The organism is Mucilaginibacter sp. GW821-FHT07G05 (assembly GCF_059418565.1).
The window spans coordinates 354,185-379,420 of record NZ_JBWKQC010000006.1; the positions used below are offsets into that span (position 1 = coordinate 354,185).

The following is a 25,236-nucleotide window of genomic DNA, read 5'->3' on the forward strand; positions in this document are numbered from 1 at the left end:
AAAGTCGACACGTCTTATAGACAATAAATGAGTATTTAGTTCTTTATAAGGTCAGTTAATAGTTAGAAAAAAAGAGGTTGCGGGATACTCACTACCTCTTTTTTTATGCCATCAATTTTGCCATGGTAGCCGGCAGCTGTGCCGCGAGTTTACCCGGCAATACCACATTCAGGCGGTTAGGTACCGCCAATTCATCACCTGCTTTTCCGTGTATATAAATACCTGCCAGACAAGCCTCTAATGGTGTATATTTTTGTGCCAGTAACGATACCAGTATACCGGTAAGTACATCGCCCATGCCGCCCGTTGCCATAGCCGGGTTCCCTGTCGAATTAAAGTACAGCTTGCCATCCGGCGTAGCCGTTATAGTGTAATCATTTTTCAGTATAATGTAGATACCGTGCTCAGCTGCCTTTTCCTTTGCGGTTTGCAGGCGGCCCCACCAACCTGTATGTTCACCAAACAAACGGTCAAACTCTTTCATGTGCGGACTAAGAATACTTCCTTTGGGCAAGTTGGTCCACAATTCACGATGAGCCGATAACAGGTTCAGTCCATCAGCGTCAATTACTATGGGCTTATTATAATTAGTCAGCAGATCGGCCATTAGTTCTAACGCGATTTCGTCCTTCCCCAAGCCCGGGCCTATGGCTACCGCGCTAAACTTATCCCAATCTATTTGCGGCAGACTATCGCCGGACCGGGTAATGGCCATCAGTTCGGGCAGGTAACTATTGAGAGCAATCAAACCACTTTCGGGGATACAGGCCGTAGTTAATCCGGCCCCTGCATAAGCGCTCCCGGCCGAACTTAGCAAGGCCGCACCCATCGTTTTGGCTTCACCGGCAATAATAAGCGCATGACCGTAAGTACCTTTATTACTAAAGCCTTTACGGGGTTTCAATATTTTACGGATATCCTTACGTTCAACAAATTGGTATGGCGAATTAAGCGATTGCAGATAACTTTCATCGTGCCCTATATTCACCGCCTCCCAGCAATTAATAAACGGGGCCGAACCCGGCATCAGGAAATTGATCTTAGCTTGTTGAAAGGTGATCACCAGGTCAGCTTTTATAGCTGTCGCGTCAGAGTCAATTTCCCCTTCGGTAAAAAAACCGGTAGGTACGTCAACCGATACTACTGTTTTTTGCAGGTTGTTTATATAGTCGACTAATTGTTTATAGTCACCATCTAAGGGCTTGTTTAAGCCGCTGCCCAACAGGGCATCTATAATAATGGCAGCATTTTCGCTTGGTAAAGCATCGCCGCTCTTGATTTCGGTATAAGTAACGGGTGTTTGCTGCAAGCGCTGCAAATTGGTATTAAAGTCCCCGGTAGCTTTTGCCGAAAACCGGGTGATCTTTACATTGAGGTATTTATATTGATGCTCGGCCAGCATACGGGCAATAGCCAGGCCATCGCCGCCATTGTTGCCTGTGCCGCAATATATACTTATAGCCTTTGTTTTATCAGGAAAATGATTGAGAAACCAGCCCACGAAAGCTTTTGAAGCATGCTCCATCAAATCGATAGAAGCGATAGGCTCGTTAGCTATGGTATACGCGTCGGCCTCGCGAATTTGTGATGATGTTAACAGCGGTAGCATATAATCATAAAGTTACTATTTATGATTATTGTTTGAGATAGGTAGATTAACCTATTAAAAAAGATTACAATTTAGTTCATCCGACACCTGATAAGATAGCCAAAAATTCAGTTGCGCTAATAATTGTGACGTTAGGAAATTTCAGCGATTTAACAGAATTAAAATGCGCATCATTAGTAACCAAATAATCAGCATTGGAAGCTACAGCTATATCGAAAAACTTGTTATCATCCGGATCTTGCTTTATCAGGTTCCAATTGTAATATACATGCTGAAATATAGTATCCGGCGATTCAATAAATATTTCCATTACAATTTCTGCAACACCTTTTGCCGAATGGATTTGTAATATTTCCTGGTATTCGTATAACACATCGTCAGATACTACCAATTGATATTTACCATCTGTAAATGCATCCCAAATTGTCCGGTAATTACTCCGTTTCCCGATAGCAACTAACAGTACATTAGAATCTAATACGACTTTCATTAAGATTTTGGAGAACTACGAAAGTGTTTTTTGCTTAGTTGTTCGTAATCGTCGTGAGTAATATCTTTTTCATCTTCCCATTGCCCTACCTTTTCATCCAACTTTTTGGACAATAGCTTCACGGCAAGCCGCCTGATCTGACTAAAGTCGGCTTCAGAAAGCGGCTCTTTTAATAAACGCAACATCATCATCTGTTGTTCGTTCAAACTTTCGGATGTAAATTCTTTTGCGCTCATAATCAAATTTACAGAATACAATAAACATTTACACTATGCTATACTGCCTTTTGAAACAGCCCTATAGCTTACAGCCCCATCTCCTTCTTCAAAAACCTACCGGTGAAGCTATCCTTAACTTTGCATAAACATATATAATTATAAGGATTTTCATCCAAAAATGACATCCTTTACTTTAGCTGTAAGCTTTTCAAATGCCGCCATCTTTAAAGATGCTCCGGTTCGTGTGATAACATCTTCGGGGTAAAATTGCTGAATCATGTGGCACACAGCATAACCATTCCTGTCATTACGTGGAGAATTAATCATTGCCGGTGTTACCTCTATAGTATATTCAGGAAAAATATTCTTAGTTGATAGCAATATGGCGTAGAAAAACCCTTCTGCTTCAAAAATATCTGATTTTGAAACTACAACTGCAGGATATGGCTCTGGTTTGGTCCCTGTATAAAATGCAATCTCAACGATGTCGCGTTGGCTTATGGTCATAAATGTTTAAGCAAATTATTCCTGCTGGCTTTCGCTTGGTTTGAGAAATGCTTGTTGTAATCTTCCTTTGTTAAACTATCCAATTTTGATAGTTTGGATTCGCGCACTTGCACCCCCAACTTTTTCAGTTGAGCCATCACCTCTTCGGTGTGCCCATCCGGAATATCAATTGTTATAGTTGTCATTGTTTAAATACTTTACCAATAAGACCGTATAACAAATATACGATCTTATCTCCATGTTTACAGCCCCATCTCTTTCTTCAAAAACCTACCCGTAAAGCTATCCTTAACCTTGCACAAACCTTCCGGTGTACCCGAGAAAAGGATTTTTCCGCCCCCTGATCCGCCTTCGGGACCAAGGTCTATCACGTGGTCAACTACTTTTATTACATCGAGGTTATGCTCAATTACCAGTACGGTATTGCCTTTATCAACCAGTTGATTGATAACGCCTAACAGTACGTTAATATCTTCAAAGTGCAAACCTGTTGTAGGTTCGTCAAGTATGTAGAAGGTGTTGCCGGTATCTTTTTTAGATAGCTCCGTTGCCAGTTTTACACGCTGTGCTTCACCGCCCGATAGTGTGGTAGATGCCTGCCCTAAAGTGATATAGCCTAAACCAACATCGTTCAATGTTTTTATTTTACGGTAGATGGCCGGGATGTGCTCAAAAAATGGTGTAGCATCCTCAATGCTCATATCGAGCACATCGCTGATCGATTTGCCTCGATAACGTACTTCCAGCGTTTCGCGATTGTAGCGTTTGCCGCCGCATTCTTCGCAAGGCACTTGTACATCGGGCAAAAAGTTCATCTCTATCACCTTCATACCACCACCCTGGCAGGTTTCGCAACGGCCGCCTTTTACGTTGAACGAGAAACGGCCGGGTTTATAACCACGGATACGAGCCTCGGGTAATTGAACATACAGGTTACGGATATCTGAAAACACACCGGTATAAGTAGCCGGGTTTGAGCGTGGCGTACGGCCGATCGGTGTTTGATCTATCTCGATCACCTTATCAATATGCTGCAAACCATCAATACTGCCATAAGGCAAAGGCGTTTTTTTAGCCCTGAAGAAATGGTGGTTCAATATAGGATACAGCGTTTCGGTAATCAAGCTCGATTTACCGCTACCCGATACCCCGGTAACACCAATGAGTTTTCCTAACGGAAAATCAACACTTACCTTTTTAAGGTTATGGCCTGTGGCATTTTTAATCGTTAATGTTTTGCCATTGCCTTCCCTGCGTTTTTCGGGGACAGCAATTTGCAGGCTGCCATTAATGTAGGAGGTTGTCAGGGTATTCATGGCCATCAGTTCGGCAGGTGTGCCCTGCGCTACTATTTGTCCGCCGTGTACGCCTGCTGCCGGCCCCATATCTATTACATGGTCGGCTTCCAGTATCATATCCTTATCGTGCTCCACTACCAGTACGGTATTCCCCAGATCGCGCAGGTTTTTAAGCGCGTTGATCAAACGTTCGTTATCACGCTGGTGCAAACCGATACTCGGCTCATCCAGAATGTACATTACGTTCATCAGTTGCGAGCCTATCTGTGTAGCCAGCCTAATGCGCTGCGCCTCGCCGCCCGAAAGCGTTTTGGCTGTACGGTCGAGCGTTAAATAGCTCAACCCAACATCAAGCAGAAAGCCGATACGAGCACGGATTTCTTTTAAGATCTCGCGGGCAATCACATTCTGCCTATCATTTAAGCGATCTTCCAGTCCATCAAACCACTCTTGCAGGTTATTGATATCCATGGTAGCCAGCTCAAAAATATTCTTGTTATCTACCTTAAAATGCAGCGATTCTTTTTTAAGCCTCGCGCCGCCGCAGGTTGGGCAGGTACGCAGTACACGATAGTTTTCCATATCGTCCATACCTTCGTCGTTACGGCGTTCCTGCTGTTCTTCCAGCATTTTTACTATACCTTCAAAATTGATGGTATAGCTTTGCACGTTCCACTTATTGTATTCAACGGCTACGGTTATTTTTTCTTCGGTACCGTTAAGAATGATATCCAGCTTTTCACGCTCCAGTTTTTCTATCGGTGTGGTTAACGAAAACTCAAACTTTTTGGCCAGCGCTTTCAACACCTGGAAAATCCACGTTTCGCGGTATTCACCTATAGGGGCCAAGCCACCATTTTGAATGCTCAATTTAGGGTTCGGGATTACCGATGCTTCATCTACCTCAAAAATATAACCGAGTCCATTACATTTTTCGCAAGCGCCATAAGGCGAGTTAAATGAGAAGGTATTAGGCTGCGGTTCATCATAAGATATGCCCGATACCGGATCCATCAGGTATTTACTGAAATAGGATACATTATTATCCTTATCGGCCACGCGGATGATGCCCTTTGCCAGCTTTAACGCGGCTTGTACAGATGTATATAAACGCTTGCTGTCTTTTTCGCTTACCACAAGGCGGTCAACCACAATATCAATATCGTGAATTTTGTAACGATCAACCTGCATTTTGGGTTCAACATCGGCAATGGCGCCGTCAATCCAAACTTTCAGGTAACCTTGCTTGCGGATCTGCTCAAACAATTCGCGGTAATGGCCTTTACGCCCTTTTACCGCCGGGGCCATAATATTTACGGGCTGCCCGTCAAACTTTTCAGAAATGGTTCGCATGATCTGATCTTCAGACATCCGCTCCATTTTTTCGCCTGTGCTGTATGAGTAAGCATCACCTGCGCGCGCGAAAAGCAGGCGCATAAAATCGTATATCTCGGTGATTGTACCTACGGTTGAGCGCGGGTTTTTACTGGTGGTTTTTTGTTCAATAGCGATCACCGGGCTCAAGCCCGATACCTTATCTACATCGGGCCTTTCCATGCCGCCCATAAACTGGCGCGAGTAGGCCGAAAATGTTTCCATATAACGGCGTTGCCCTTCGGCATAAATGGTATCAAAGGCCAGCGATGATTTACCGCTGCCGCTTAAACCGGTAATAACTACCAGCTCGTTACGCGGAAAAGTAACATCAATATTTTTTAAATTATGTACCCGCGCGCCATAAACCTCAACCTGGCTCTGGTCGCCCAGATCAATATGTTTTTCACTCATATATTAATACTAAAGCAAGTATTTAACCCGGCAAATGCAGCATGGTTTTTATACGGGCTACAATTTGCTAATATTTTTTGCAAATATACATAAAAAAGGCCGGTCTTCCATTCCAGAAGACCGGCCAAAAATGTGCTCCGTAAATAATGCAGGTATTAATTGAATGCTAATAGCGGCAGGCTCTTAAACGAGTAGCTATAGTATTCTTCTTTGTAACCGTACTTCTTTGGGTTTTGTATTACCTCTTTCATCGCTATCAGCTTGTAAACATACGAGCCGGTTTCGCGGTTAAGGCGCATGCGGAAGTAATTGTCCTCATTTTGCCTGTTTATTGCTTTTTCTAATTTAATAGAACCATTATTGTAAGCGGCGGCGGCAAGCGTCCAGCTGTTAAATTCGCCATATAATTCCTTTATGTACTTACATGCGGCGATGGTTGATTTACGTACGTTCATACGCTCATCTTTCTTTCTGCTCACCTTTAGGCCGTAGGTACGCGCGGTACCGGGCATAAATTGCCATAATCCTTTAGCGCCCCGCGGCGATGTGCCTTCGCGCAAACCTGTTTCAACCAGCGGAATGTACTTAAAATCGTCAGGAATACCGTAGTACTTCAGGATTGGCTCAATAATGGGGAATAACTTTACTGCTTTGTTATGCAGTATGTTAGATTGAACTTTCGAGTAAGAATGCATTTTTAATGAATAATGCATTTTGCGTGTTACCCTTTCGTCGTTAACCGGTAAAAACTCTTCAGCGAAATTTAATTCATCGCTTTCGTCTTTTGTGTTTGTTGATACAAATTTTGAAATAGAACGAGTGCTGTTTGACCGTTTAACAGCCGTTGCATCACAAAGATCAAAACTTGAAATGATTACTACCACCAGCATTACGGAGCACGTAATTAAGTGTTTTTTTGTCATTTCTTTTTTTATCATTTATTATACAATATGTAAAACTTGCCGCAAATGTACGCTATATAAATCACATTATCAAATACTTACCTTTTACTTAGTGTTTTGGGCCATTTTTAAGCCCCAAAAAAACGGCTTTTAAAGGCTGAAAATCACTGTTTTTGAGCCGATATAAAAAGTTGTAAAATTCAGTTTTTTAGCATACCTTTGTTCCCCTCGCTGAGATAGCGTTAAACAAAAAATTATGGTATTTAAAAAACCACGGAACAGTCGCGACGACAAATCCACAAGATCACCCAAAAGTCACTCAAGGGGTGATGATGCTACTAAAAGGTCATCAACCTCTTCACGCGGTAAGTCTGCTTCCGCTGATAGTGCAAATAGTTACAATCCACGCAAAAAGTTTGATAATGATACACCGGGCGAAAGGAAACCTTTCTCGTCAACGGGTAGCAAACCATATAGTGGCAGGGCAAAAAGCGCCGATGACCGTCCGAAAAGAAGTTTTGGAAGTGACTCAGGCGACAGAAAGCCTTTTTCATCAACATCGCGCAGCAAACCGTACACCGGCAGGCCAACAGCAGATGGCGACAGGCCTAAAAGAAGTTTTGGCGGTGAACAAGGTGCCGACAGGAAACCTTTCGGATCAGCATCGCGCAGCAAACCGTATACCGGCCGGCCAAGCGATACCGACCGCCCAAAAAGAAGTTTTGAAGGCGGTGAGCAAAGTGCCGACAGGAAACCTTTTGAATCTCGCGGCAGAAGCCAGAGTTTCGACAGGCCTAAAAAGAGCTTTGGTAACAGCGATAGCGGCGAAAAGAAATTTAACCGCAGACCGGCTGATGCAGACGGTGGCTTTAAAAAACGCGAAGGTGGTTTTAAAGACAGGCCATACAGCAAAGCAACAGACACAGGTCGCCCGGCAAGATTATCTGACAAACCGGCAAGCGATACGCCCGGAAAAACCATGCGCAGCCGTAACCCTAAAAAGGTTGAAGCAAAAGACTCGGGCCTTATCAGGCTTAACCGTTATATAGCCAATGCAGGTATCTGCTCTCGCCGTAAGGCCGATGAGCTGATTGAAGCAGGCGTAGTTTCGGTAAACGGCGTAGTAATTTCTGAACTGGGCCATAAAGTTGACCCGATGAAGGATGAAGTTCGTTACAACAACGAAACCCTGAAACGCGAAAAGAACGTTTACGTTTTATTGAACAAACCCAAAGATTACATCACCACTACCGACGATCCGCATGAGCGCCGTACGGTAATGCACCTCGTTGATAAAGCCAGCAAAGAACGCATTTACCCTATTGGCCGTTTAGACCGTAACACTACCGGTTTATTGCTGATGACCAACGACGGCGACCTTGCCGATAAATTATCGCACCCACGTAGTAACATTACTAAACTTTACCAGGTTGAACTAAGCAAAAACTTAGTACAGGGCGACCTTAACAAAATAGCCTTTGGTTTGGAGCTGGAAGATGGTTTAATTAAGCCCGATTCGGTTTCTTACGTACAAGGTGGTACCAAACGCGAAATTGGTATACAGATACACAGCGGTAAAAACCGCATTGTGCGCCGTATATTTGAGCACCTGGGTTATGAGGTAGTAAAGCTTGACCGCGTTGTATACGCAGGCCTTACCAAAAAAGACCTTCCACGCGGCCGCTGGCGCTACCTGGATGAGAAAGAAGTGATACAATTAAAACATTTGATATAACATAAATGCTCCGCCAAAACGGGGCATTTTTTTGTTGATTTTGTTACCTTGCATTAATATTAAATTTATCTGTTAATGAAAAAATTACTATTAATACTGGCACTGCTTTCCCCGGTGCTTGGTTATTCGCAGGATAAAAAGAAAGGCCCAAAAACTTTCGACCTTATTGTTGGCAGTTATACCAGTGGTAAAAGCAAGGGCATATCAGTATACCGTTTTTATGCGGAAACCGGACGGCTGGCGTACCTGAACGAGGTAGAAGTAAGCAACCCATCATACTTATGCGTATCAAACGACAATAAATACGTGTACGCGGTAAGCGAAAATGACGACAGCGAGGTAAGCGCCTACGGCTTCGACCCAAAAAGTGGCCAGTTAACCTTTATCAACAAGCAAAAAACCAACGGCGCTTCGGCCTGCTTTGTTTCGGTTGATGAGGATAACAAGAATATTTTTACAGCCAACTATAGCAGCGGTAACGTTACCGTGCTTCCACTGGCTAAAGACGGCTCTATACAGCCTGTTACACAAAACATTCAAGGCAAAGGCACCGGCGTTGACAAAAGCCGCCAGGAAGGCCCGCACGCGCACATGTCAGCATTAACGCCCGATGGCAAATATCTGTTCTATACCGATTTGGGAACCGACAAGCTAAACCTCTTCCGCTACCACAGTTCAGACAAAACACCTTTAACACCGGCATCGCCCGAATCTGTTAGCGTAACCGCAGGCAGCGGCCCAAGGCATTTTGACTTTAGTCCGGATAAAAAGCACTTATACCTGATACAGGAAATGACCGCTAATGTTACTGTATTTGATTATAACGGCGGCAAACTAAAGCAAACACAATCTATCACCATGCTCGCCGATGGTTTTAAAGGCGGCGTTGGCGCTGCCGATATCCATGTATCGCCCGATGGCAAATTCCTGTACGCATCAAACCGCGGCGAGGCTAACGACATTGTAGTATATTCCATCGCCCCGGAAACAGGCATGCTTACCTTTATTGCCCGCACATCTACCTACGGTAAAGGTCCGCGTAACTTCGTTATCGACCCTACCGGTGGCTTCCTGCTGGTAGCCAACCAAAACAGCGATAATATCATCACCTTTAAAATAGATAAAGCAACGGGTAAATTAAATGTATTCGGCGCTCCCGTAAATACGGGTAACCCGGTTTGTTTGAAATTTGCATCAGCGACAGCAACTAAGTAAGAGATAAGATTCAGGAATCAAGAAACAAGACGGTACCTTTTTTCGAGATCGGTGCAACCCAAGCGTGGCACGAAGTTATCCGTCAGCAAACAGCTTCGGGTGAAAGCGGGCAGAACTGTGGTGCCCATGAGCGCAAAGGCGGGCATAGGAACTTGTTGCATGCGGGACGGAAATGAGCGGCGGGGCAAAAGTTCCAGCCCAAAGTTCTGCACGATTTGCAGGGCAATGGCCTCGTGCGGCAAAGAAGCCTTTTGCTGGACAAGGGTTTATTCGCTGTTTGTTTTTATAGGTACTCATGAGGTCGCTTCGCTTAGTCTGTTACTTTTGCCCTCAAAAGTAATGGGGCACTGCGCCCAAGAGCAGGCTAACGTTAATTACAGTAAAAGCCTTGAAATAAGCAGAAGAACGCGACGAGATTGCTTCGTACCTCGCAATGACACGGGGTTTAGACACAAGAGTCAGGATTCAAAAATCCTGATTCTTGTGTCTTTATTCTTACTTCTAAACAAAAAAGGCTTGCAGGAATTCCTGCAAGCCTTTTTTGTTTTTATTCCGAAGGAATAATCAATTATTTTTTGGTGAACGAATAAACCACATACCCTGTTTGAGTACCAATAGGCACCGGCGATTTCAGTATCAGGGTTGAGCCTGTTGCCGAGCCGATATCTAAACGGTAACCTTCGGTTACGTTTTTGGCTTTATCACCTTCGTATATCTTTTTAAACTGAAACTGTGTACCTGTACTGCCGCCGTTATACACCGACCAGAAAATGGTTTGTGATGTACCATCGGCCAGGGTATAAATACCGTTACCGCTGTTGGTCAGTTTCCATACGCTGCCGACAAAAGCACTTGGCGGGGCCTGGTCAAATACGTTTTGTACCGCGTTTGAAAGCAAACCACCTTCGTAGGTTACTGTATTTAGCACCCATGTATTCACAAATTTATCGCGTGCTACATGGCTTGAAGTAGCGTTTTTAGTAGTTGAGCAAGCCGACAATACAAACGTAACGGCTAAAACTGCAAGGGCATATTGAAATATCTTTTTCATGGCTTTTTGTATATTATTTGAATATTAAACAGCAATATTAGTAAAAGGTTTAATATTTATAACTGCGAACCGCTGCGTTCAATTACCTCACGGTAATAGTTTTCGTACAACGGCAGTATGTTAGCCAGGTCGAAAACCTTTGCACGGGCAAGGGCGTTTTCTTTAAACTGCGCTAACCGCTCGTCGTCTTCAAGCATATAGATCGCTCTTTCGGCCATGCCGTCAACGTCGCCTACATCGCGTAAAAAGCCGGTTTCGCCATCAACGTTCAGTTCCGGTAAACCACCGGCGTTGGTGCTGATCACCGGTACTTTACAGGCCATCGCTTCCAAAGCCGCCAAACCAAAGCTTTCCGATTGCGAAGGCATCAGGAACAGATCAGATACCGACAATATCTCTTCAATGGCATCCTGTTTACCTAAAAAGCGTACATGATCGGCAATTCCTAAATCGCGCGCCAGCTGCTCGCAAACAGAGCGTTCACCCCCATCGCCCACCATCAGCAGTTTCGATGGGATCTTTTTTACTACCTGCGCAAATATCTTCACTACATCTTCGGTACGTTTTACCTTACGGAAGTTGGAGGTGTGCACCAGTATCTTTTCGCCTGCCGGGGCTATGGCTTTCTTAAAGTGGTCTTTGGCTTTCAGGCTAAAGCGGTTAAGATCAATAAAGTTAGGGATCACCCTTATCTCATTCTCGATATCAAAAAACTCGAAAGTATCCTTACGCAAATGCTCTGATACGGCCGTTACCCCATCAGATTTATTGATGGAGAACGTTACCACCGGGCTGTAAGTACGATCTTTACCTACCAGGGTAATATCGGTACCGTGCAGCGTGGTAACAAACGGTATGTTGATACCATAAGTAGCCAGTATCTGCTTGGCCATAAACGCCGCCGAAGCATGCGGAATAGCGTAGTGTACATGCAGTATATCCAGTTTTTCAAACCTTACCACATCAACCAACCTGCTGGCCAGGGCCAGTTCATAAGGTGGAAAATCAAACAGCGGGTACTTTGAAACCGCTACCTCGTGGTAAAAAAGGTTTTCAGAAAACAGATCGAGCCGTGCAGGCTGATTGTAGGTTACGAAATGTATCTGATGACCGCGTTCGGCAAGGGCCTTGCCTAATTCTGTTGCAACAACCCCGCTACCGCCAAAGGTTGGATAACAAACAATTCCTATTTTCATTAATATGACTGTTCTTTTTTAAGTGGTTCTGAAGTAATACTGTGCATCAAAAAATTAGCTAAGCACATTAGGTAATTACCGGTGCAAGTTTAACAGCAATTTATGGTAAATGTGTTACCCGTATGTAAAACTTATACGACGGCGAAACTCGCCTACGCCATGGCTTCGCCCGACATCCTTCTCTGCTACGTGTACAGGGCACTTTTAACTTTTCACACCCTCTTTGAGCAAATCTCAGAGAGGGTGATCCAGCAATGCGTAGATCGGGTGAGTCCTCTACTACATAAAAAACACTACGCTCTTAACAGGCTGTAATCTTTGAACTCAACTTTGACAACTTTTTAAAAGTTGTCAAAGTTTTCAATAACGTGTGCGGCGGGACGCCGCGTAATAGTCTTCACTCGGCTGAAGCCGCAGCGACTGCATGATTTATTTAAAAAATAGAAAACTCTCTGTGTAACTCCGTGCAAACCTCAGTGCGCTCTGTGGTAAAAATCTTAATCGCTTTGCAAAAGCACTAAATCCTAATCAAAACCTACACCCTCGAATTTTTAAATAATTGCTTTACCTTTGCAGGCTGATGAGCAGAGGTCCAAAAAAAAGTAAGTTTTTCGAGAACGTAACCATAATTGATATTGCCGAAGAAGGCAAGGGTGTAGGCAAGGCAGACGATTTTGTGCTGTTTGTTGATAAAGCCGTGCCCGGCGATATAGCCGATGTGGAGGTTTTTCGCAGCAAAAAGAATTTCGGCGAGGGCAAAATAACCGCGCTGAAAAAAGAATCAGAACACCGTGTTAAGGCTTTTTGCGAACACTTTGGCACCTGCGGCGGCTGCAAATGGCAGCACATGACGTACAGTGCCCAGCTTACCTTTAAACAAAAGGCCGTGGCCGACGCTTTGGGCCGTATGGCTAAGATTGATGTGAGCCGCATGTCGCCCATTGTACCCTCGCCGGCCGATAAATATTACCGTAATAAGCTGGAATTTACCTTTTCAAACAAACGCTGGTTGTACGATGGCGAAAGTCGCGATAACGAGCAACTGGATATGAATGCCCTTGGTTTCCATATTCCGGGCAGGTTTGATAAGATACTGGAGGTAAACCATTGCTACCTGCAAGCCGAACCTTCAAACTCGTTGCGTAACAGCATTGGCGCGTTTGCCAAAAAGCAGGGCTATAGCTTCTACGATTTAAAGCAGCACACCGGCGCGTTGCGTAACCTCATCATCCGCACCTCATCTACAGGCGAAGTAATGGTGGTAGTAGTGTTTGCTTACGTAACGCAGGAAGAAGTGGATACCCTGATGGGCTACATCGACGCGGAGTTTCCGCAGATCACTTCCCTGCTGTATATCATCAACCAAAAAAAGAACGATACCATTTTCGATCAGGAAGTGATAGCCTGGAAAGGCCCCGAATATATTTACGAAGAAATGCCATCGCCAAACGGCAACATTAAGTTCAGAATAGGGCCTAAGTCGTTTTATCAAACCAACTCGATACAGGCATTAAAACTATACGAAATAACCCGCGATTTTGCAGGTTTTACCGGCAACGAACTGGTGTATGACCTTTACACAGGGGCTGGTACCATAGCCAATTTTGTGGCGGCGCATGTAAAAGAGGTGGTTGGGGTTGAATATGTGCCCCAGGCTATTGAAGATGCTAAAGTGAACTCGGCCATTAACAATATCACCAACACCAAATTTTACGCGGGCGACATGAAAGATGTGTTATCGGCCGAGTTTGTTGTAGAACATGGCAAACCCGAGGTGATCATCACTGATCCGCCGCGTGCGGGGATGCATGCCGATGTTGTGGCCCGGTTAATGGAAATTGAAGCACCTAAAATAGTATACGTGAGCTGCAATGCCGCCACCCAGGCCCGCGACCTGCAAGTACTGAAAGAAAAGTACGATACCGTGAAGATACAGCCGGTTGATATGTTTCCGCATACACAGCATGTGGAAAATGTAGTATTGCTGGTATTAAGAGAACAACAGCCCGAGGCAGAAGAAGCCGCGGTTTAATAATAAAAGAGTTTAGCGATTGTTAAATAAGAGATGGATCCGGAAGAATTATTAAATGAAGGTGCAGGCGAACAAAAAGAAAGTCCGCTGGTAAGCCTCGAAACTGATCTGAAATTTTTCAGCGAATCGATACGTGAAGTAGCGGTAGAGATAATGGTGGAAGACCTTTCGGCTTATCCCATATTTGCAGCTCACCAGCACGACCTGAGTCTTGGCGAAGTTATACTGGACAAGAATGAGATCAACTCCGAGTGGACCATCCACGCCTCCACCCTCGAAGAATTTGTAGAGCGTGGTATCATCAAAAAAGAGCTTAAAGAACGCTTTATCGGCAGTTATAAAAGTCCGCACGATTATATGTGCGTATTTGTAATTGTGCCCGAGGGGGCAAACTTTGTTTATTTTCCGTATAGTAAGGAATAGTATAAAAGGTATCTTAGCTCATAAATTATATATCGATATGTCGGGTAAAAAACTACTCATATTAAACAGCCAGCAAATACAGCAAAAGATAGATCGTATTGCCTACCAGATACTGGAAGATAATTTTGAAGAGCAGGAGATAATGATTGCGGGCATTTTGCCGCGCGGTAATACCCTTGCTCAAAGGTTAAAAGATATCCTCGATAATATTGCCCCCTTTAAAAGCACGCTCATCACTATCGAGCTCGAAAAACAAAGCAGCACGCTAAAAGCCAACACCAATTTTAACGTAGCCGACTGTACCGATAAAGTAGTGATACTGGTAGACGATGTACTTAACAGCGGTAAAACGCTGGCCTACGGTTTAGGGGTATTTTTGAACGTTCCGCTAAAGAAAGTACGTAGCGTTGTGTTAGTTGACCGTAACCACAAAAGCTTCCCGGTAACTACCGATTATTCGGGGATAGCCCTCTCTACCGTAATAAAAGACCACGTGGATGTTGTTTTAGATAAAAAAAACGAAGAAGATGCCGTGTATTTAGTATAAGCTTTTTTCAAAGCTTAAAATCCCGAATTTCCTCAATTGAGCAAATTTAACCTCTCTGTTGTGGAATTAATTTCCCGCAATATTTCCACATAGTAGAAAACAACCTTAATTATAAGTATAAAATTGCTTTTTGTTACTTGGCATTACATTTGAATATGTATTAATACCCTTCTCAAAGGGTTTGTTTTTCATAGGTAGATGTAAGGCCAAGAAACTGCGAGAGTTTTCTGGCCTTTTTTTTATTATTCTTTTGGATTACACAGATTTTTAGTGGGAATTTCACCGATTTGGGTGAAAATGCCTTCGATTGGGAGAATGATTTCACAGATTCTTTTTGCTCGTTACTTTCCCCTGTCATCCTGAACGCAGTGAAGAATCTATTATGCATTATTCTTATCAAGCGGAAATAGATGCTTCGTTCCTCAACATGACAACAGAAGAGAGCAGAAAAAAATCTCAAAAAAATCTCTGCGTACCTCTGCGAAAATCTCCCCGTCCTCTGCGGTTAAATCAACAATAAGCTTAAAGTTAATATTTAACAAACGAAGAAATATCACCCACTTATGGGGAATGTATTACACAGCTATTTTAGGCTGCAAGTTAAAAACGCCTTAATTATAGGTTTAAAGCAGGTTTAAGAATTTGGCACTGCATTTGGCTATATATTAATATCCCTTCTCAAAGGGTTTGTTTTTCATAGGTAGATGTAAGGCCAAGAGACTGCGAGAGTTTTCTGGCCTTTTTTTATTTATTTCTTTGGATTACACAGATTTTTAGTGGGGATTTCACCGATTTGAGTGGAATGCCACCCATCGGGAGAATGATTTCACAGATAATCTTAATGCATCAACCCCTCCCTGTCATTCTGAACGCAGTGAAGAATCTACTATGCGACATTCTCATCCTGGATTGATAGATGCTTCGTTCCTCAGCATGACAGAAAAGAGAATCTCCGCGTATCTCGGCGCAAAAACTCCCCGAACTCAGCGGTTAAATCATCGCTATACCATTTAATCTTTCGTTTAAAAAACCACAAACGAAGAAATATCACCCACCTATGGGGAATGTATTACACATTCATTTTTGGGCTACCAGTTAAAAACGCCTTAATTATAGGTTTAAAGCAGGTTTATGATTTTGGCACTGCATTTGGCTATGTATTAATATCCCTTCTCAAAGGGTTTGTTTTTCATAGGTAGATGTAAGGCCAAGAAACTGCGAGAGTTTTCTGGCCTTTTTTTATTTTTGATTCTTTGGATTACACAGATTTTTAGTGATTTCACCGATTCTCTTAATGATAATCAACTTATTGAATAGTGAAGAACCTTACTTATGATTTTTTAGCGGCTAACGCTTGCTTGCCAAATTTTATAAGATCGGGTGCTTGTATAAAGCCTACCGATTTTAATACCAGCTTACCTTTCGAATCAAATATCAGCAATGTTGGATAGGCTTCCAGTGCCCATTGCGCGGCAAGGGCGGGGCCTTGTCCTTTTTCCATATCCATGGCCAGGTTTACAAAGTTCTTATTGTAAAAGGCGGCGGCGGTTTTATCTACAAAAGTGGTTTTCTTTAGCATCTTACATGGTCCGCACCAGGTAGCATAAGCATCTACAAAAACGTATTTCTTTTGTTGAGCGGCTTTTTTGAGGGCGGCGTTCCAGGCATCTTCCATAAAAACAATTCCTTTTGTGCTTTGCGCCCGGCTCAATAGCGGCGCTGTTGTTAATAGCAGCATAAATAAGCCGCCCATTAGTTTTAATGCTGATCTTCTCATATATGATATAAAAGTAAGCACAATTACCTGAAAGATAATTGTGCTTTTATAAATGGATAATATGTTGTTTTTGTTTGCCGCCAATTAACCCCTGCGGCCACCACCTGATGACGGACGGGTTTCGCGAGGCTGCTCACGTTGTTGTTGCTGCTGCTGTTGGCGTTGCTCTTGCTGACGCTGTTGTTGTTCCTGCTGCTTTTGCTGCTGCTCCTGTTGGCGCTGCTGCTGTTGTTGCTGACGTTGCTGCTCTTGCTGTTGTTTTTGTTGTTCCTGCTGTTGCTGGCGTTGTTGCTCCTGTTGTTGTTTCTGCTGCTCCTGCTGCTGGCGGCGTTGTTGTTCTTGTTGCTGCTGAGCCTGTTGCTTTTGTTGTTCCTGCTGCTGTTGTTTTTGCTGCTCGGCTTGCTGACGTTGTTGCTGCAACTGCTGATCGCGTTGTTGTTTTTGTTGATCGGCTTGCTGCTGGCGCTGCTGCTGTTGCTGGGCTTGTTCAGTCTGTTGCTGACGTTGCTGCCTCATTTGCTCACGTTGCTGTTGCGCCTGCTGACGTTGAGCATCAGTTTGTTGCCCTTGCGCATCGTTCTGCTGTTGGCGCTGTTGCCTCATTTGTTCGCGTTGTTGCTGCGCCTGTTGGCGTTGGGCATCAGTTTGTTGTCCTTGCGCGTCGTTCTGCTGCTGACGTTGTTGCCTTATTTGCTCGCGTTGTTGCTGTGCCTGCTGACGTTGGGCGTCAGTTTGCTGCCCTTGCGCATCGTTCTGCTGTTGGCGTTGCTGCCTTACTTGCTCACGTTGCTGTTGCGCCTGCTGACGTTGTGCATCGGTTTGTTGCCCTTGCGCGTCGTTCTGTTGCTGGCGTTGCTGCCTTATCTGATTGCCTTGATCGCGTTGTACACGTTCGTTAGTTACAGCGGCCGGGTTTTGGTCATATGGGGTATTGCCCCTGCCGTTCCGATTATCAGTCGGTCTTGCATTATTATTACCGTTATTGTTATTACGGTCGCCCCTGTCGCCACGGTTTGCGTTACGAATATCGGGCCTGTCGTTGTTTACACGCACCACACTGCTGTTGGGGTTTTCGCTGCGGGCAACGTTGGCCAGCCTTTGCGCGTTGTTACGGTTAATGCCGTTTGTTCTGTCGGCAATGCGCTGGTTAGGGTTTTCCCTTTGGTAAGCCGCGCCGTCAACCACCCTTGCAGGGCGCGCGTTATCATTACGGCGTATGGTTGGCCTGTAAATATTTACGCTGTTCTCGCCACGGGTACCACGTATGGTAGGCTGATTTACATTGTTAATATTGTAAACCCTCACCGGTCTGCCGGTAGCACGTTCAATATCCCTGGTGCGTGGACCGCTGTAGTACCTCCTGTTATTATAAGTATAAACGTTATTAATATAGGTAGTTTGGTGTATAACGGTCACCCTGTTGCGGTAAGGCACATAGTAATTGTAAATATTAGGGCTGTTAATATAAGCCTGCGGCGCGCACACCCAGTAATTATCGGGTATGTTATAGTTACCGAAAGATATATCAATGCTTAAGCCCGGTGATAAAGGCGCCCAGCCGTAGTAACCGCCACCCTGGCGCCATGCCACCCATGCAGGTGCCCATTCGTAGCCCGGGATCCATGTCCAGCCATAATAGTTATCAAACCTCCAGCGGCCGTAGTGAAACGGTGCCCAACCCCAGTCGTAATCTGATACCCAGGTATTGCCGTAGGCAGTTAATACCCAATGGCCGTTAGTGCCATAAGGCTGAAAACCCTGGTCAACATCGGGTACCCAAACGTTACCGTAATCGGCATCGTCAACCCAGGTACCGTAGGGTTCAAGTTCATCGTAAAAATCCTGATCGCTCACATATCCGCCCTGCGCCATGCTTTTATTCGGAGAGGCCAGCGCTATCATCAGCGCTATTAAACCAAGGCCCCATATTTTATTAAACACTCTCATAATGGTAAGTATAATTGCTCTATACCGGTTTTGACGTAATAAAATTCAAAACGTTTAAATCAATATATCTTATTAACAGTTATATCACTTAAAGGTTACAAATGCCTTTGCTAAAATTACTTTAACTTGTACCTTTAAAGCATTCTACGCACATCTATTTTACCGTATTACCATGAGCACAGTAAACATTCCAAGGCTTGATTTAAACGATTATGTGAACGGAAGCCTTGCACAGCAAGAGCAGTTTTCTAACGATATTGGCAAGGCTTTTAACGAAACGGGCTTTGTAACCATCACTAATCATGGTTTAAGCAAACAACTGATTGACAAGCTGTACGAGCAGGTAAAAGAGTTGTTTTCGTTGCCCGATGAGGTGAAAGATAAGTACGAAATTGAAGGACTTGCCGGTCAGCGTGGTTACACCGGTAAAGAGAAGGAAACTGCTAAAGGCTTCACCAAGCCCGACCTCAAAGAGTTTTGGCAGATAGGCCAAACCGTAGAAGATAACGACCCGGTTAAAGAACTATACCCCGATAATATTAAGGTAGATGAACTGCCCGAGTTTAACCTTACTACACTGGAGGTTTACAAAAAGCTGGAAACGGTAGGTAAATACCTGCTGCGTGCCATAGCGGTTTATTTAAACCTGCCCGAAACTTATTTTGATGATAAAGTACACAACGGTAACTCCATACTGCGTACGCTGCACTATTTCCCGATAACTGATCCGGATGCTTTGGCTGACGATGCCGTACGTGCCGGCGCGCATGAAGATATTAACCTGATCACCCTGCTGATAGGCGCCAGCGCAGATGGCCTGGAACTGCTTACCCGCGACAATACCTGGTTCCCGGTGAAAGCTTATGGCGAGGACCTGGTAGTTAACGTAGGCGATATGCTGCAAAGGTTAACTAACAACAAACTGAAATCGACCACGCACAGGGTAGTTAATCCGCCGCGTGAACTGATGAAGAATTCGCGCTACTCGGTGCCCTTCTTTTTGCACCCAAAATCAGACATGGACTTAACCAGCCTCGAATCGTGCATCGATGCCGAGCACCCTAAGCTCTACACTGATATTACCGCCGGCGAATACCTTGATGAAAGGTTGAGAGAGATTGGGTTGAAGAAGTAGTTTTAGTTGTGGGTTGTAAGTTGAAGGTTGTGGGGCTTTATTGCTTGTGTTTTTTATCGTAAAGTTTTTTTAGCACATCTGCCATTCCGCTGTATTTGAACAGGTCGGGTTTTGATAATACAGAGTTGGCATATATATCATCGGCTTTTTCTTTGTTAGCCGTTGCTGTGGCAGCTATGTAATGTAAGGTTAGTGTGCTGTAAATATTACCTATTTGCCTGCCATTGTACGATTCCTTCTTATCGTAGCCTATCCATTCAAAATCAGGAATGTTAATGGCTGTAAAATAATAGTAAGGTTGATTATTAAACATTGGCAGCTTATTAGCAAATTCAATAACCTTTTCGTTGTTCCTGGTAAATTGCAATACCTTAAAACGGCCGCCTACTAAGGCATCCATAATACTAAGATAAAAGATCGCCTTTTCTGTATCATTCTTAAAGCCAAGGCTTTCGATATCTATATTGATCTTACTTAAATCTTCAGTATTAAATAGCATGGCTATACCTCCATGTATCCGGTAGTAGTAATTATCGAGAAGCCACCGTTCATCAATAGTTTGGTTTAAAACTTCGCGGGCTACATCTGCGTTAGGTCTTGGAGCCTTAGTTTCACTAACATTGTTGTAATGTATTTCACGTATTACATACCATAATTTCAGCTGATCATTATCGGGTCTTGCGAGATATTGCTTGCTTAATAAGGCGAGGCCGGGTTTACCATTTGCAATAAGCGCGTCAATCATTTTGGTTAAAGCCGGAGTACGTAATGAATCCATACTTTTCGCAAACTCCTCGCCTGTATTCATCACGTTTTTCGAATAAATTTCGCCTATGCGTACCAGATTATCGAAATCTTGAGGAGCTAACTTTATCTGAGCTTTACAAAGGGTGGCACAGCAAACTAACATAGCGGCGTAAAGGAGTTTCATACGAATGACAAGATTTTAGATTTTAAATTCGGGTAGCTAAATATACAGACAAGAAATTGATAGGGAATAACCATTCATTTTATCTCCCTACAACTTACAACACACAACCTGCAACTTTTATTTCATTTCCCCTTCGATAGCCCGTAAAAACTCGTTGGCGTGTTGGGTGCCGATGATATAGAGCAGGCCGTCGCGGTCGGTGAGGTGAATGGCATCGTTGCCGCCGGCATAAAAGCGGATGGTACCTTTGGTGTGCAGGTTATATACCGGGTTGTTGAACAGGTAGCGGCTGTAAGTACCTTTTTCTACCTTGATAATACTGTTGAGGTCTATTTTCACAATACGAGTGGTCCAAAGGCCATCGAGATACACGCTCTTATTTTGCACCCTGGTACGAAAATGCAGTAAAAAGCCCATAATAATAGAGATAATGATGATACCGAATCCCACCACGATCAGCAGATCTCCGTTGCGTTCGCGCTCATCGGTAAAAATATAAGCCGCAAAGCACGACATCGCCAAAACAAGGCGTATGGTAAGCGGAATAAACTCCCTGCCCAGGTATTGTTTCTCTACAAATACGGTTTTATCAACTTTAGCGCTCATGATACTTTATACAATTCGAATATAGTAACTTTTTTAGTGTTACGGCTCACTTTATATCTGTTATCGGGGCGGTAGCCGCCTATCCATACAATATCACCGTTGCCGTTAACAATCAGCGGGATGCTATCTTTTTTATGCAGAGGCACTTTCTCGCTAATAAAAAAGTCGCTGAGTTTTTTACGCGTTTTCATCCCCAGCGGGTAAAAAATATCCCCTTGCTGCCATGGGCGAATGGTTAAAGGGTATTGCAGCAGGTCGGTATCAATGGATACGGCCATGGGATTATCTTTTACAATCAGCGGCGTATCATCATGCAATATATTCAGCTTAAACCCCGCAAAATCGAGTTCGACATCACCCATATTTAACTGAACCGGGTTAAATATAGTATTGCTTTTTGGGGCGATAATCAGCCTGTCGCGGTCAAGTATCAGTTTAAACACCGTGGATTCAAACTGCCTGCCTGCGTGCTTATCCAACGACGAAATAATATCATCAACCACAAGCTCTGTAAAGCCATAGGGTTGCAGCAGTTTATACAATAACAAATGCTGCGGATGCAAGGCCTTTACGGCATCTACCGGCAGGTGAACTTCATCATCGTGATAGCGGAACACCTGTTGTTTTACCTCCGTTACACGTTGTTCCAGTATTATCTCCAGTTCGCGAAAGTGGCGCAGATTATTATCAAAAGTACTTTCGAGGTTGGGGTTCAGTTCCTTTAATTTAGGGATCACCTCGTGGCGCAGCTTATTGCGGGCATACTTTACAGATGCGTTCGAGCTGTCTTCCACGTAAGTTAAATTTTCTTCGGTGATAATACGGCTAATGTCATCGCGCCCTAAAAACAACAGGGGGCGCAGCAGTACGCCGTTACGCGGTAAAATACCATGCAGGCCGGCAATGCCTGTACCGCGGGTAAGATTCAACAATATTGTTTCAATAGTATCGTTTTGGTGATGGCCAAGCGCTATTGCATCGTAATTGTATTGCTGCCTTATTTGCTCAAACCACTCGTATCTTAACTCCCTCGCAGCCATTTGTATTGATATTTTATTATCGCTGGCGTATTGTTGGGTGTTAAAATTGGTGGTATGAAAAGGTACCCCGAGTTGTTGGGCAAGGTGGTTACAAAACTGCTGATCGGAAATGGCTTCGGCCCCGCGCAGCTGAAAATTGCAATGCGCTATGCCGAAATTATATCCGGCTGCTTTAAATAAATGCGTTAATACAACCGAATCCATACCACCGCTTACGGCAACTAAAATTTTGCTGTTAGCGGTAAACAGGCTATTTTGTACAACAAATTCAGTAAAGCTTTTAACGGGGAGCATAACATCAAAACTATTAATTTAAATAAGCCCGACAAAAAACTAATTTTGCCTACGTGAAAAAATGCCTTTTAAGCTTCTGTTTTATATTAGTGATAGGGACGGTTATGGCCCAGCAAAAAAAATCGCAGGTGCGGCTCATCAAGTCCGACCGCAGCGAGGGCATTAAACGTAACGGTAAAGATGTAATAAAAGTTTACAACGGCACCTTTCAGCAGGATTACTCCATCCTGCGGTCGGATAGTGCCTATTTTTATCCGCAGGATAACGCCTTTGATGCCTTTAGCAATGTGAACATATCACAGGGCGATACGCTTAATATTTTTTCGGATAAGCTGAACTATAACGGTAACACCAAAATTGCCATATTAACCGATAACGTTAAAATGGTAGATAAAGATGCTACGCTTACCACCAATTACCTTACTTATAATACTGCCGCCCGTATAGGTACTTATACCGGCGGGGGTAAACTGGTGAATAAAGACAATACGCTCACCAGTAAGAACGGCTGGTACTTCGCGCAATCGCGCGATGCTTATTTCAGGTATGATGTAGTGCTGAACACTATCGATGCGCTGATAAAAACCGATACCCTGCGCTATAACAGCGGTACCCGTATTGCTTATTTTTACGGGCCTACCAATATTTACGGCAAGGCAAAAGATAAGGATACCCTGTATACCGACAAAGGTTTATACAATACCGTTACCGAGCAGGCTTTTTTCAGTAAGAACAACCTGTATAAACAGGGCACAAAATCGTTAAAAGGCGATAGCTTGTTTTACGACAGGCTGGTGGGCTTTGGCCGGGCGGTTAAACACATCACCTTTACCGATACAGAGCAAAAGGTTACGCTGAAGGGTGATTTGGGTACTTATTATAAAAGCCAGGAACGCGCCGTGGTAACCGAAAATGCCTACGTTATTTTTATTACCGAGGAAAAAGATACCACCGCGACCGATACCACGGTTAAAGATTCGCCGCTGCTTAAAAAAGACAGTACTGGCAAAGCGATAACGGATGCCGCCAAAGCTGCTGCACCTGCGGTTAAAGATGCCGCCAAGGCCGTTAAAAAGCCCGAGCTTAAAACCACGGACAAAAGCAAAGCGATAGCCAAACCTACCATTACTATTGCACCGCCAAAGCAAAAAATTAAGGTAGATTCGGTATATATGAGCGCCGATACCCTCGAAACGCAGATAATGACCTACGGTAAGCTCAAAGCACTGAAGGAAAAGATGCGAACGGCCAATATGGGCGATACCACCGCCAAAAAGCCACAGAAGCCCGCGCCTATAGTGTATAAAACATCGCCCAAGCACCTCGACCCTGCATTGCAGGTAGGGATACGCCGCGATACCGGTGCCACTAATCCGTTATTGTTTGGGAAGCCTAAACCGGTTGTTATTGATACTACTAAAAAGGGCCTGAAGAATGTTGCCAAGATTGACCCTAAAAAGGCCAGGCAGGATAGTATTAACCGTGCCAATGAGCAAATGAAGACCGACCCGGTGTATGCCAAAACTTTGGTAACACTAAGCGATACGGCACGTGTGCGTACCATTATGGCTTACCATGATGCCAAGATCTTTAAAACAGACCTGCAAGCCAAGGCCGACTCTATATTCTTTAGCTACAGCGATTCAACCATCCGATGCTACATTAACCCGATGCTGTGGACGCAGGGTTCGCAACTATCGGGCGATACCATCGATTTGCAGATGAAGAATAAGAAGCTCGATAATATGGATATCTACTACAACTCCTTCGCGGTGAATGTAGAGAAAGATGATTCGGTACACTTTAACCAGGTTGGGGGTAAAAAGATGCGGGGTTTCTTTAAATCGGGTAAGCTGGATGTATTGTTTGTGGATGGTAACTCGGAAACCATTTATTATAATCGAGATAGCACCACCAAACGTATTAAGGGTATAGAGCGGTCGTTAAGTACAAGGCTGCGTCTAAAGATGAAGAACGGCGGGGTGTCGGTACTGGCTTTCCTGAACAAACCCGAAACGCGTTACGCGCCGCCACACCTATTTAAGGAGGACGACCGGATGCTGAAAAACTTTATATGGAAGCCTAAAGAGCGGCCTCTCTCTAAAGAAACCATCATAAATTCATACAAGCGAAAAGCGGCCAATAGGGCCGCTGCCCGTGCCGCAGCGGCATCCAAATTGCCACCACCGGGTAAAACCGCGCTGAAACAGGTAGGCGGCAGTAAAATGAGTGGTGATTCGTCCTTAAGAAATAAACCGGCCTTGCGCGACAGCACAAAAACCGACCCGGCCGATAAAGAAGAAGTAATTACCATTGATCCGGAAAAAGCCAACGTTAACCGTAACCGTGTTGCCGATGGCACGCTGAACACCGCGCCGGTAATATTACCAGCGGTGGTACAGCCAAAGGACACATCAAACGTAAAACAACCGGGCGCTAATCCGCCGGTTAAAAAGGATACAACTGGGAAGCAGAAGTAAAACTGTATTATTGCG

The 25,236-nt window shown here is 44.2% G+C and carries 21 protein-coding genes; 7 read left to right on the forward strand and 14 right to left on the reverse strand.

The window, feature by feature from the left end:
* Nucleotides 1–103 precede the first annotated feature (103 nt).
* The 7 genes from AC07NA_RS17290 to AC07NA_RS17320 all read right to left on the reverse strand — a co-directional run bounded on the left by AC07NA_RS17290 (nt 104) and on the right by AC07NA_RS17320 (nt 6,833).
* Complete coding sequence (locus tag AC07NA_RS17290) at nt 104–1,609, reverse strand: NAD(P)H-hydrate dehydratase (protein ID WP_494898853.1); 1,506 nt, start codon at nt 1,607–1,609, stop codon at nt 104–106.
* Between the two features lie 76 nt (nt 1,610–1,685).
* Entirely contained in the window at nt 1,686–2,099 is a 414-nt protein-coding gene (locus tag AC07NA_RS17295; protein WP_494898855.1) for a putative toxin-antitoxin system toxin component, PIN family, read from the reverse strand.
* Nucleotides 2,099–2,335, reverse strand: coding sequence for a DUF8507 family protein (locus AC07NA_RS17300; protein WP_494898856.1), 237 nt, complete (start codon nt 2,333–2,335; stop codon nt 2,099–2,101). Before AC07NA_RS17300 ends, AC07NA_RS17295 begins: the two co-directional genes overlap by 1 nt.
* 150 nt (nt 2,336–2,485) lie before the next feature.
* On the reverse strand, nt 2,486–2,824 hold the full coding sequence (locus AC07NA_RS17305) for a type II toxin-antitoxin system PemK/MazF family toxin (RefSeq protein ID WP_494898857.1): 339 nt from the start codon (nt 2,822–2,824) through the stop codon (nt 2,486–2,488).
* On the reverse strand, nt 2,821–3,009 hold the full coding sequence (locus AC07NA_RS17310) for a hypothetical protein (protein WP_494898858.1): 189 nt from the start codon (nt 3,007–3,009) through the stop codon (nt 2,821–2,823). Before AC07NA_RS17310 ends, AC07NA_RS17305 begins: the two co-directional genes overlap by 4 nt.
* Before the next feature lie 57 nt (nt 3,010–3,066).
* Entirely contained in the window at nt 3,067–5,910 is a 2,844-nt protein-coding gene (uvrA, locus tag AC07NA_RS17315) for an excinuclease ABC subunit UvrA (protein WP_494898859.1), read from the reverse strand.
* Nucleotides 5,911–6,065: 155 nt separating this feature from the next.
* On the reverse strand, nt 6,066–6,833 hold the full coding sequence (locus tag AC07NA_RS17320; protein WP_345210899.1) for a lytic transglycosylase domain-containing protein: 768 nt from the start codon (nt 6,831–6,833) through the stop codon (nt 6,066–6,068).
* 235 nt (nt 6,834–7,068) lie between these two features.
* Here AC07NA_RS17320 and AC07NA_RS17325 point away from each other — a divergent pair, with 235 nt between their 5' ends.
* Complete coding sequence (locus AC07NA_RS17325) at nt 7,069–8,547, forward strand: pseudouridine synthase (protein WP_494898860.1); 1,479 nt, start codon at nt 7,069–7,071, stop codon at nt 8,545–8,547.
* 75 nt (nt 8,548–8,622) lie between these two features.
* Nucleotides 8,623–9,762 (forward strand): lactonase family protein, encoded by a 1,140-nt coding sequence (locus tag AC07NA_RS17330; RefSeq protein WP_494898861.1) that lies wholly within the window; start codon nt 8,623–8,625, stop codon nt 9,760–9,762.
* A 568-nt stretch (nt 9,763–10,330) separates the two neighbouring features.
* On the opposite strand, the gene AC07NA_RS17335 is transcribed toward AC07NA_RS17330, so the two are convergent.
* Both AC07NA_RS17335 and bshA read right to left on the reverse strand, forming a co-directional pair.
* Entirely contained in the window at nt 10,331–10,813 is a 483-nt protein-coding gene (locus tag AC07NA_RS17335; protein WP_345210896.1) for a hypothetical protein, read from the reverse strand.
* Between the two features lie 56 nt (nt 10,814–10,869).
* Nucleotides 10,870–12,009, reverse strand: coding sequence for an N-acetyl-alpha-D-glucosaminyl L-malate synthase BshA (gene bshA / locus AC07NA_RS17340; protein WP_345210895.1), 1,140 nt, complete (start codon nt 12,007–12,009; stop codon nt 10,870–10,872).
* Between the two features lie 580 nt (nt 12,010–12,589).
* On the opposite strand from bshA, the gene rlmD reads away from it, so the two are divergent.
* The 3 genes from rlmD to AC07NA_RS17355 are packed head-to-tail and all read left to right on the forward strand — an operon-like array spanning nt 12,590 to nt 15,011.
* Nucleotides 12,590–14,041: a 23S rRNA (uracil(1939)-C(5))-methyltransferase RlmD gene (rlmD, locus tag AC07NA_RS17345; protein ID WP_494898862.1), complete on the forward strand. Its 1,452-nt coding sequence runs from the start codon at nt 12,590–12,592 to the stop codon at nt 14,039–14,041.
* 33 nt (nt 14,042–14,074) lie between these two features.
* Complete coding sequence (locus tag AC07NA_RS17350; RefSeq protein ID WP_494898863.1) at nt 14,075–14,464, forward strand: hypothetical protein; 390 nt, start codon at nt 14,075–14,077, stop codon at nt 14,462–14,464.
* A gap of 37 nt (nt 14,465–14,501) precedes the next feature.
* Nucleotides 14,502–15,011 carry a phosphoribosyltransferase family protein gene (locus tag AC07NA_RS17355; protein WP_494898864.1) on the forward strand — a complete coding sequence of 170 codons (510 nt, stop codon included), beginning with the start codon at nt 14,502–14,504 and terminating at the stop codon, nt 15,009–15,011.
* Between the two features lie 1,330 nt (nt 15,012–16,341).
* Here the strand turns inward: AC07NA_RS17355 and AC07NA_RS17360 are convergent.
* Nucleotides 16,342–16,788, reverse strand: coding sequence for a thioredoxin family protein (locus tag AC07NA_RS17360; RefSeq protein WP_494898865.1), 447 nt, complete (start codon nt 16,786–16,788; stop codon nt 16,342–16,344).
* 84 nt (nt 16,789–16,872) lie between these two features.
* On the reverse strand, nt 16,873–18,735 hold the full coding sequence (locus tag AC07NA_RS17365; RefSeq protein WP_494898866.1) for a DUF6600 domain-containing protein: 1,863 nt from the start codon (nt 18,733–18,735) through the stop codon (nt 16,873–16,875).
* Nucleotides 18,736–18,907: 172 nt separating this feature from the next.
* On the opposite strand from AC07NA_RS17365, the gene AC07NA_RS17370 reads away from it, so the two are divergent.
* Nucleotides 18,908–19,870 carry an isopenicillin N synthase family dioxygenase gene (locus tag AC07NA_RS17370; RefSeq protein ID WP_494898867.1) on the forward strand — a complete coding sequence of 321 codons (963 nt, stop codon included), beginning with the start codon at nt 18,908–18,910 and terminating at the stop codon, nt 19,868–19,870.
* A 37-nt stretch (nt 19,871–19,907) separates the two neighbouring features.
* Here AC07NA_RS17370 and AC07NA_RS17375 read toward each other — a convergent pair whose 3' ends face one another.
* From AC07NA_RS17375 to tilS, 3 genes are all read right to left on the reverse strand, one after another.
* On the reverse strand, nt 19,908–20,678 hold the full coding sequence (locus AC07NA_RS17375; RefSeq protein ID WP_494898868.1) for a hypothetical protein: 771 nt from the start codon (nt 20,676–20,678) through the stop codon (nt 19,908–19,910).
* A gap of 240 nt (nt 20,679–20,918) precedes the next feature.
* Nucleotides 20,919–21,407, reverse strand: coding sequence for a hypothetical protein (locus AC07NA_RS17380; protein WP_494898869.1), 489 nt, complete (start codon nt 21,405–21,407; stop codon nt 20,919–20,921).
* Nucleotides 21,404–22,741, reverse strand: coding sequence for a tRNA lysidine(34) synthetase TilS (gene tilS, locus AC07NA_RS17385; protein ID WP_494898870.1), 1,338 nt, complete (start codon nt 22,739–22,741; stop codon nt 21,404–21,406). Before tilS ends, AC07NA_RS17380 begins: the two co-directional genes overlap by 4 nt.
* Before the next feature lie 104 nt (nt 22,742–22,845).
* Here tilS and AC07NA_RS17390 point away from each other — a divergent pair, with 104 nt between their 5' ends.
* Nucleotides 22,846–25,221 (forward strand): OstA-like protein, encoded by a 2,376-nt coding sequence (locus AC07NA_RS17390; protein ID WP_494898871.1) that lies wholly within the window; start codon nt 22,846–22,848, stop codon nt 25,219–25,221.
* Nucleotides 25,222–25,236 lie beyond the last annotated feature (15 nt).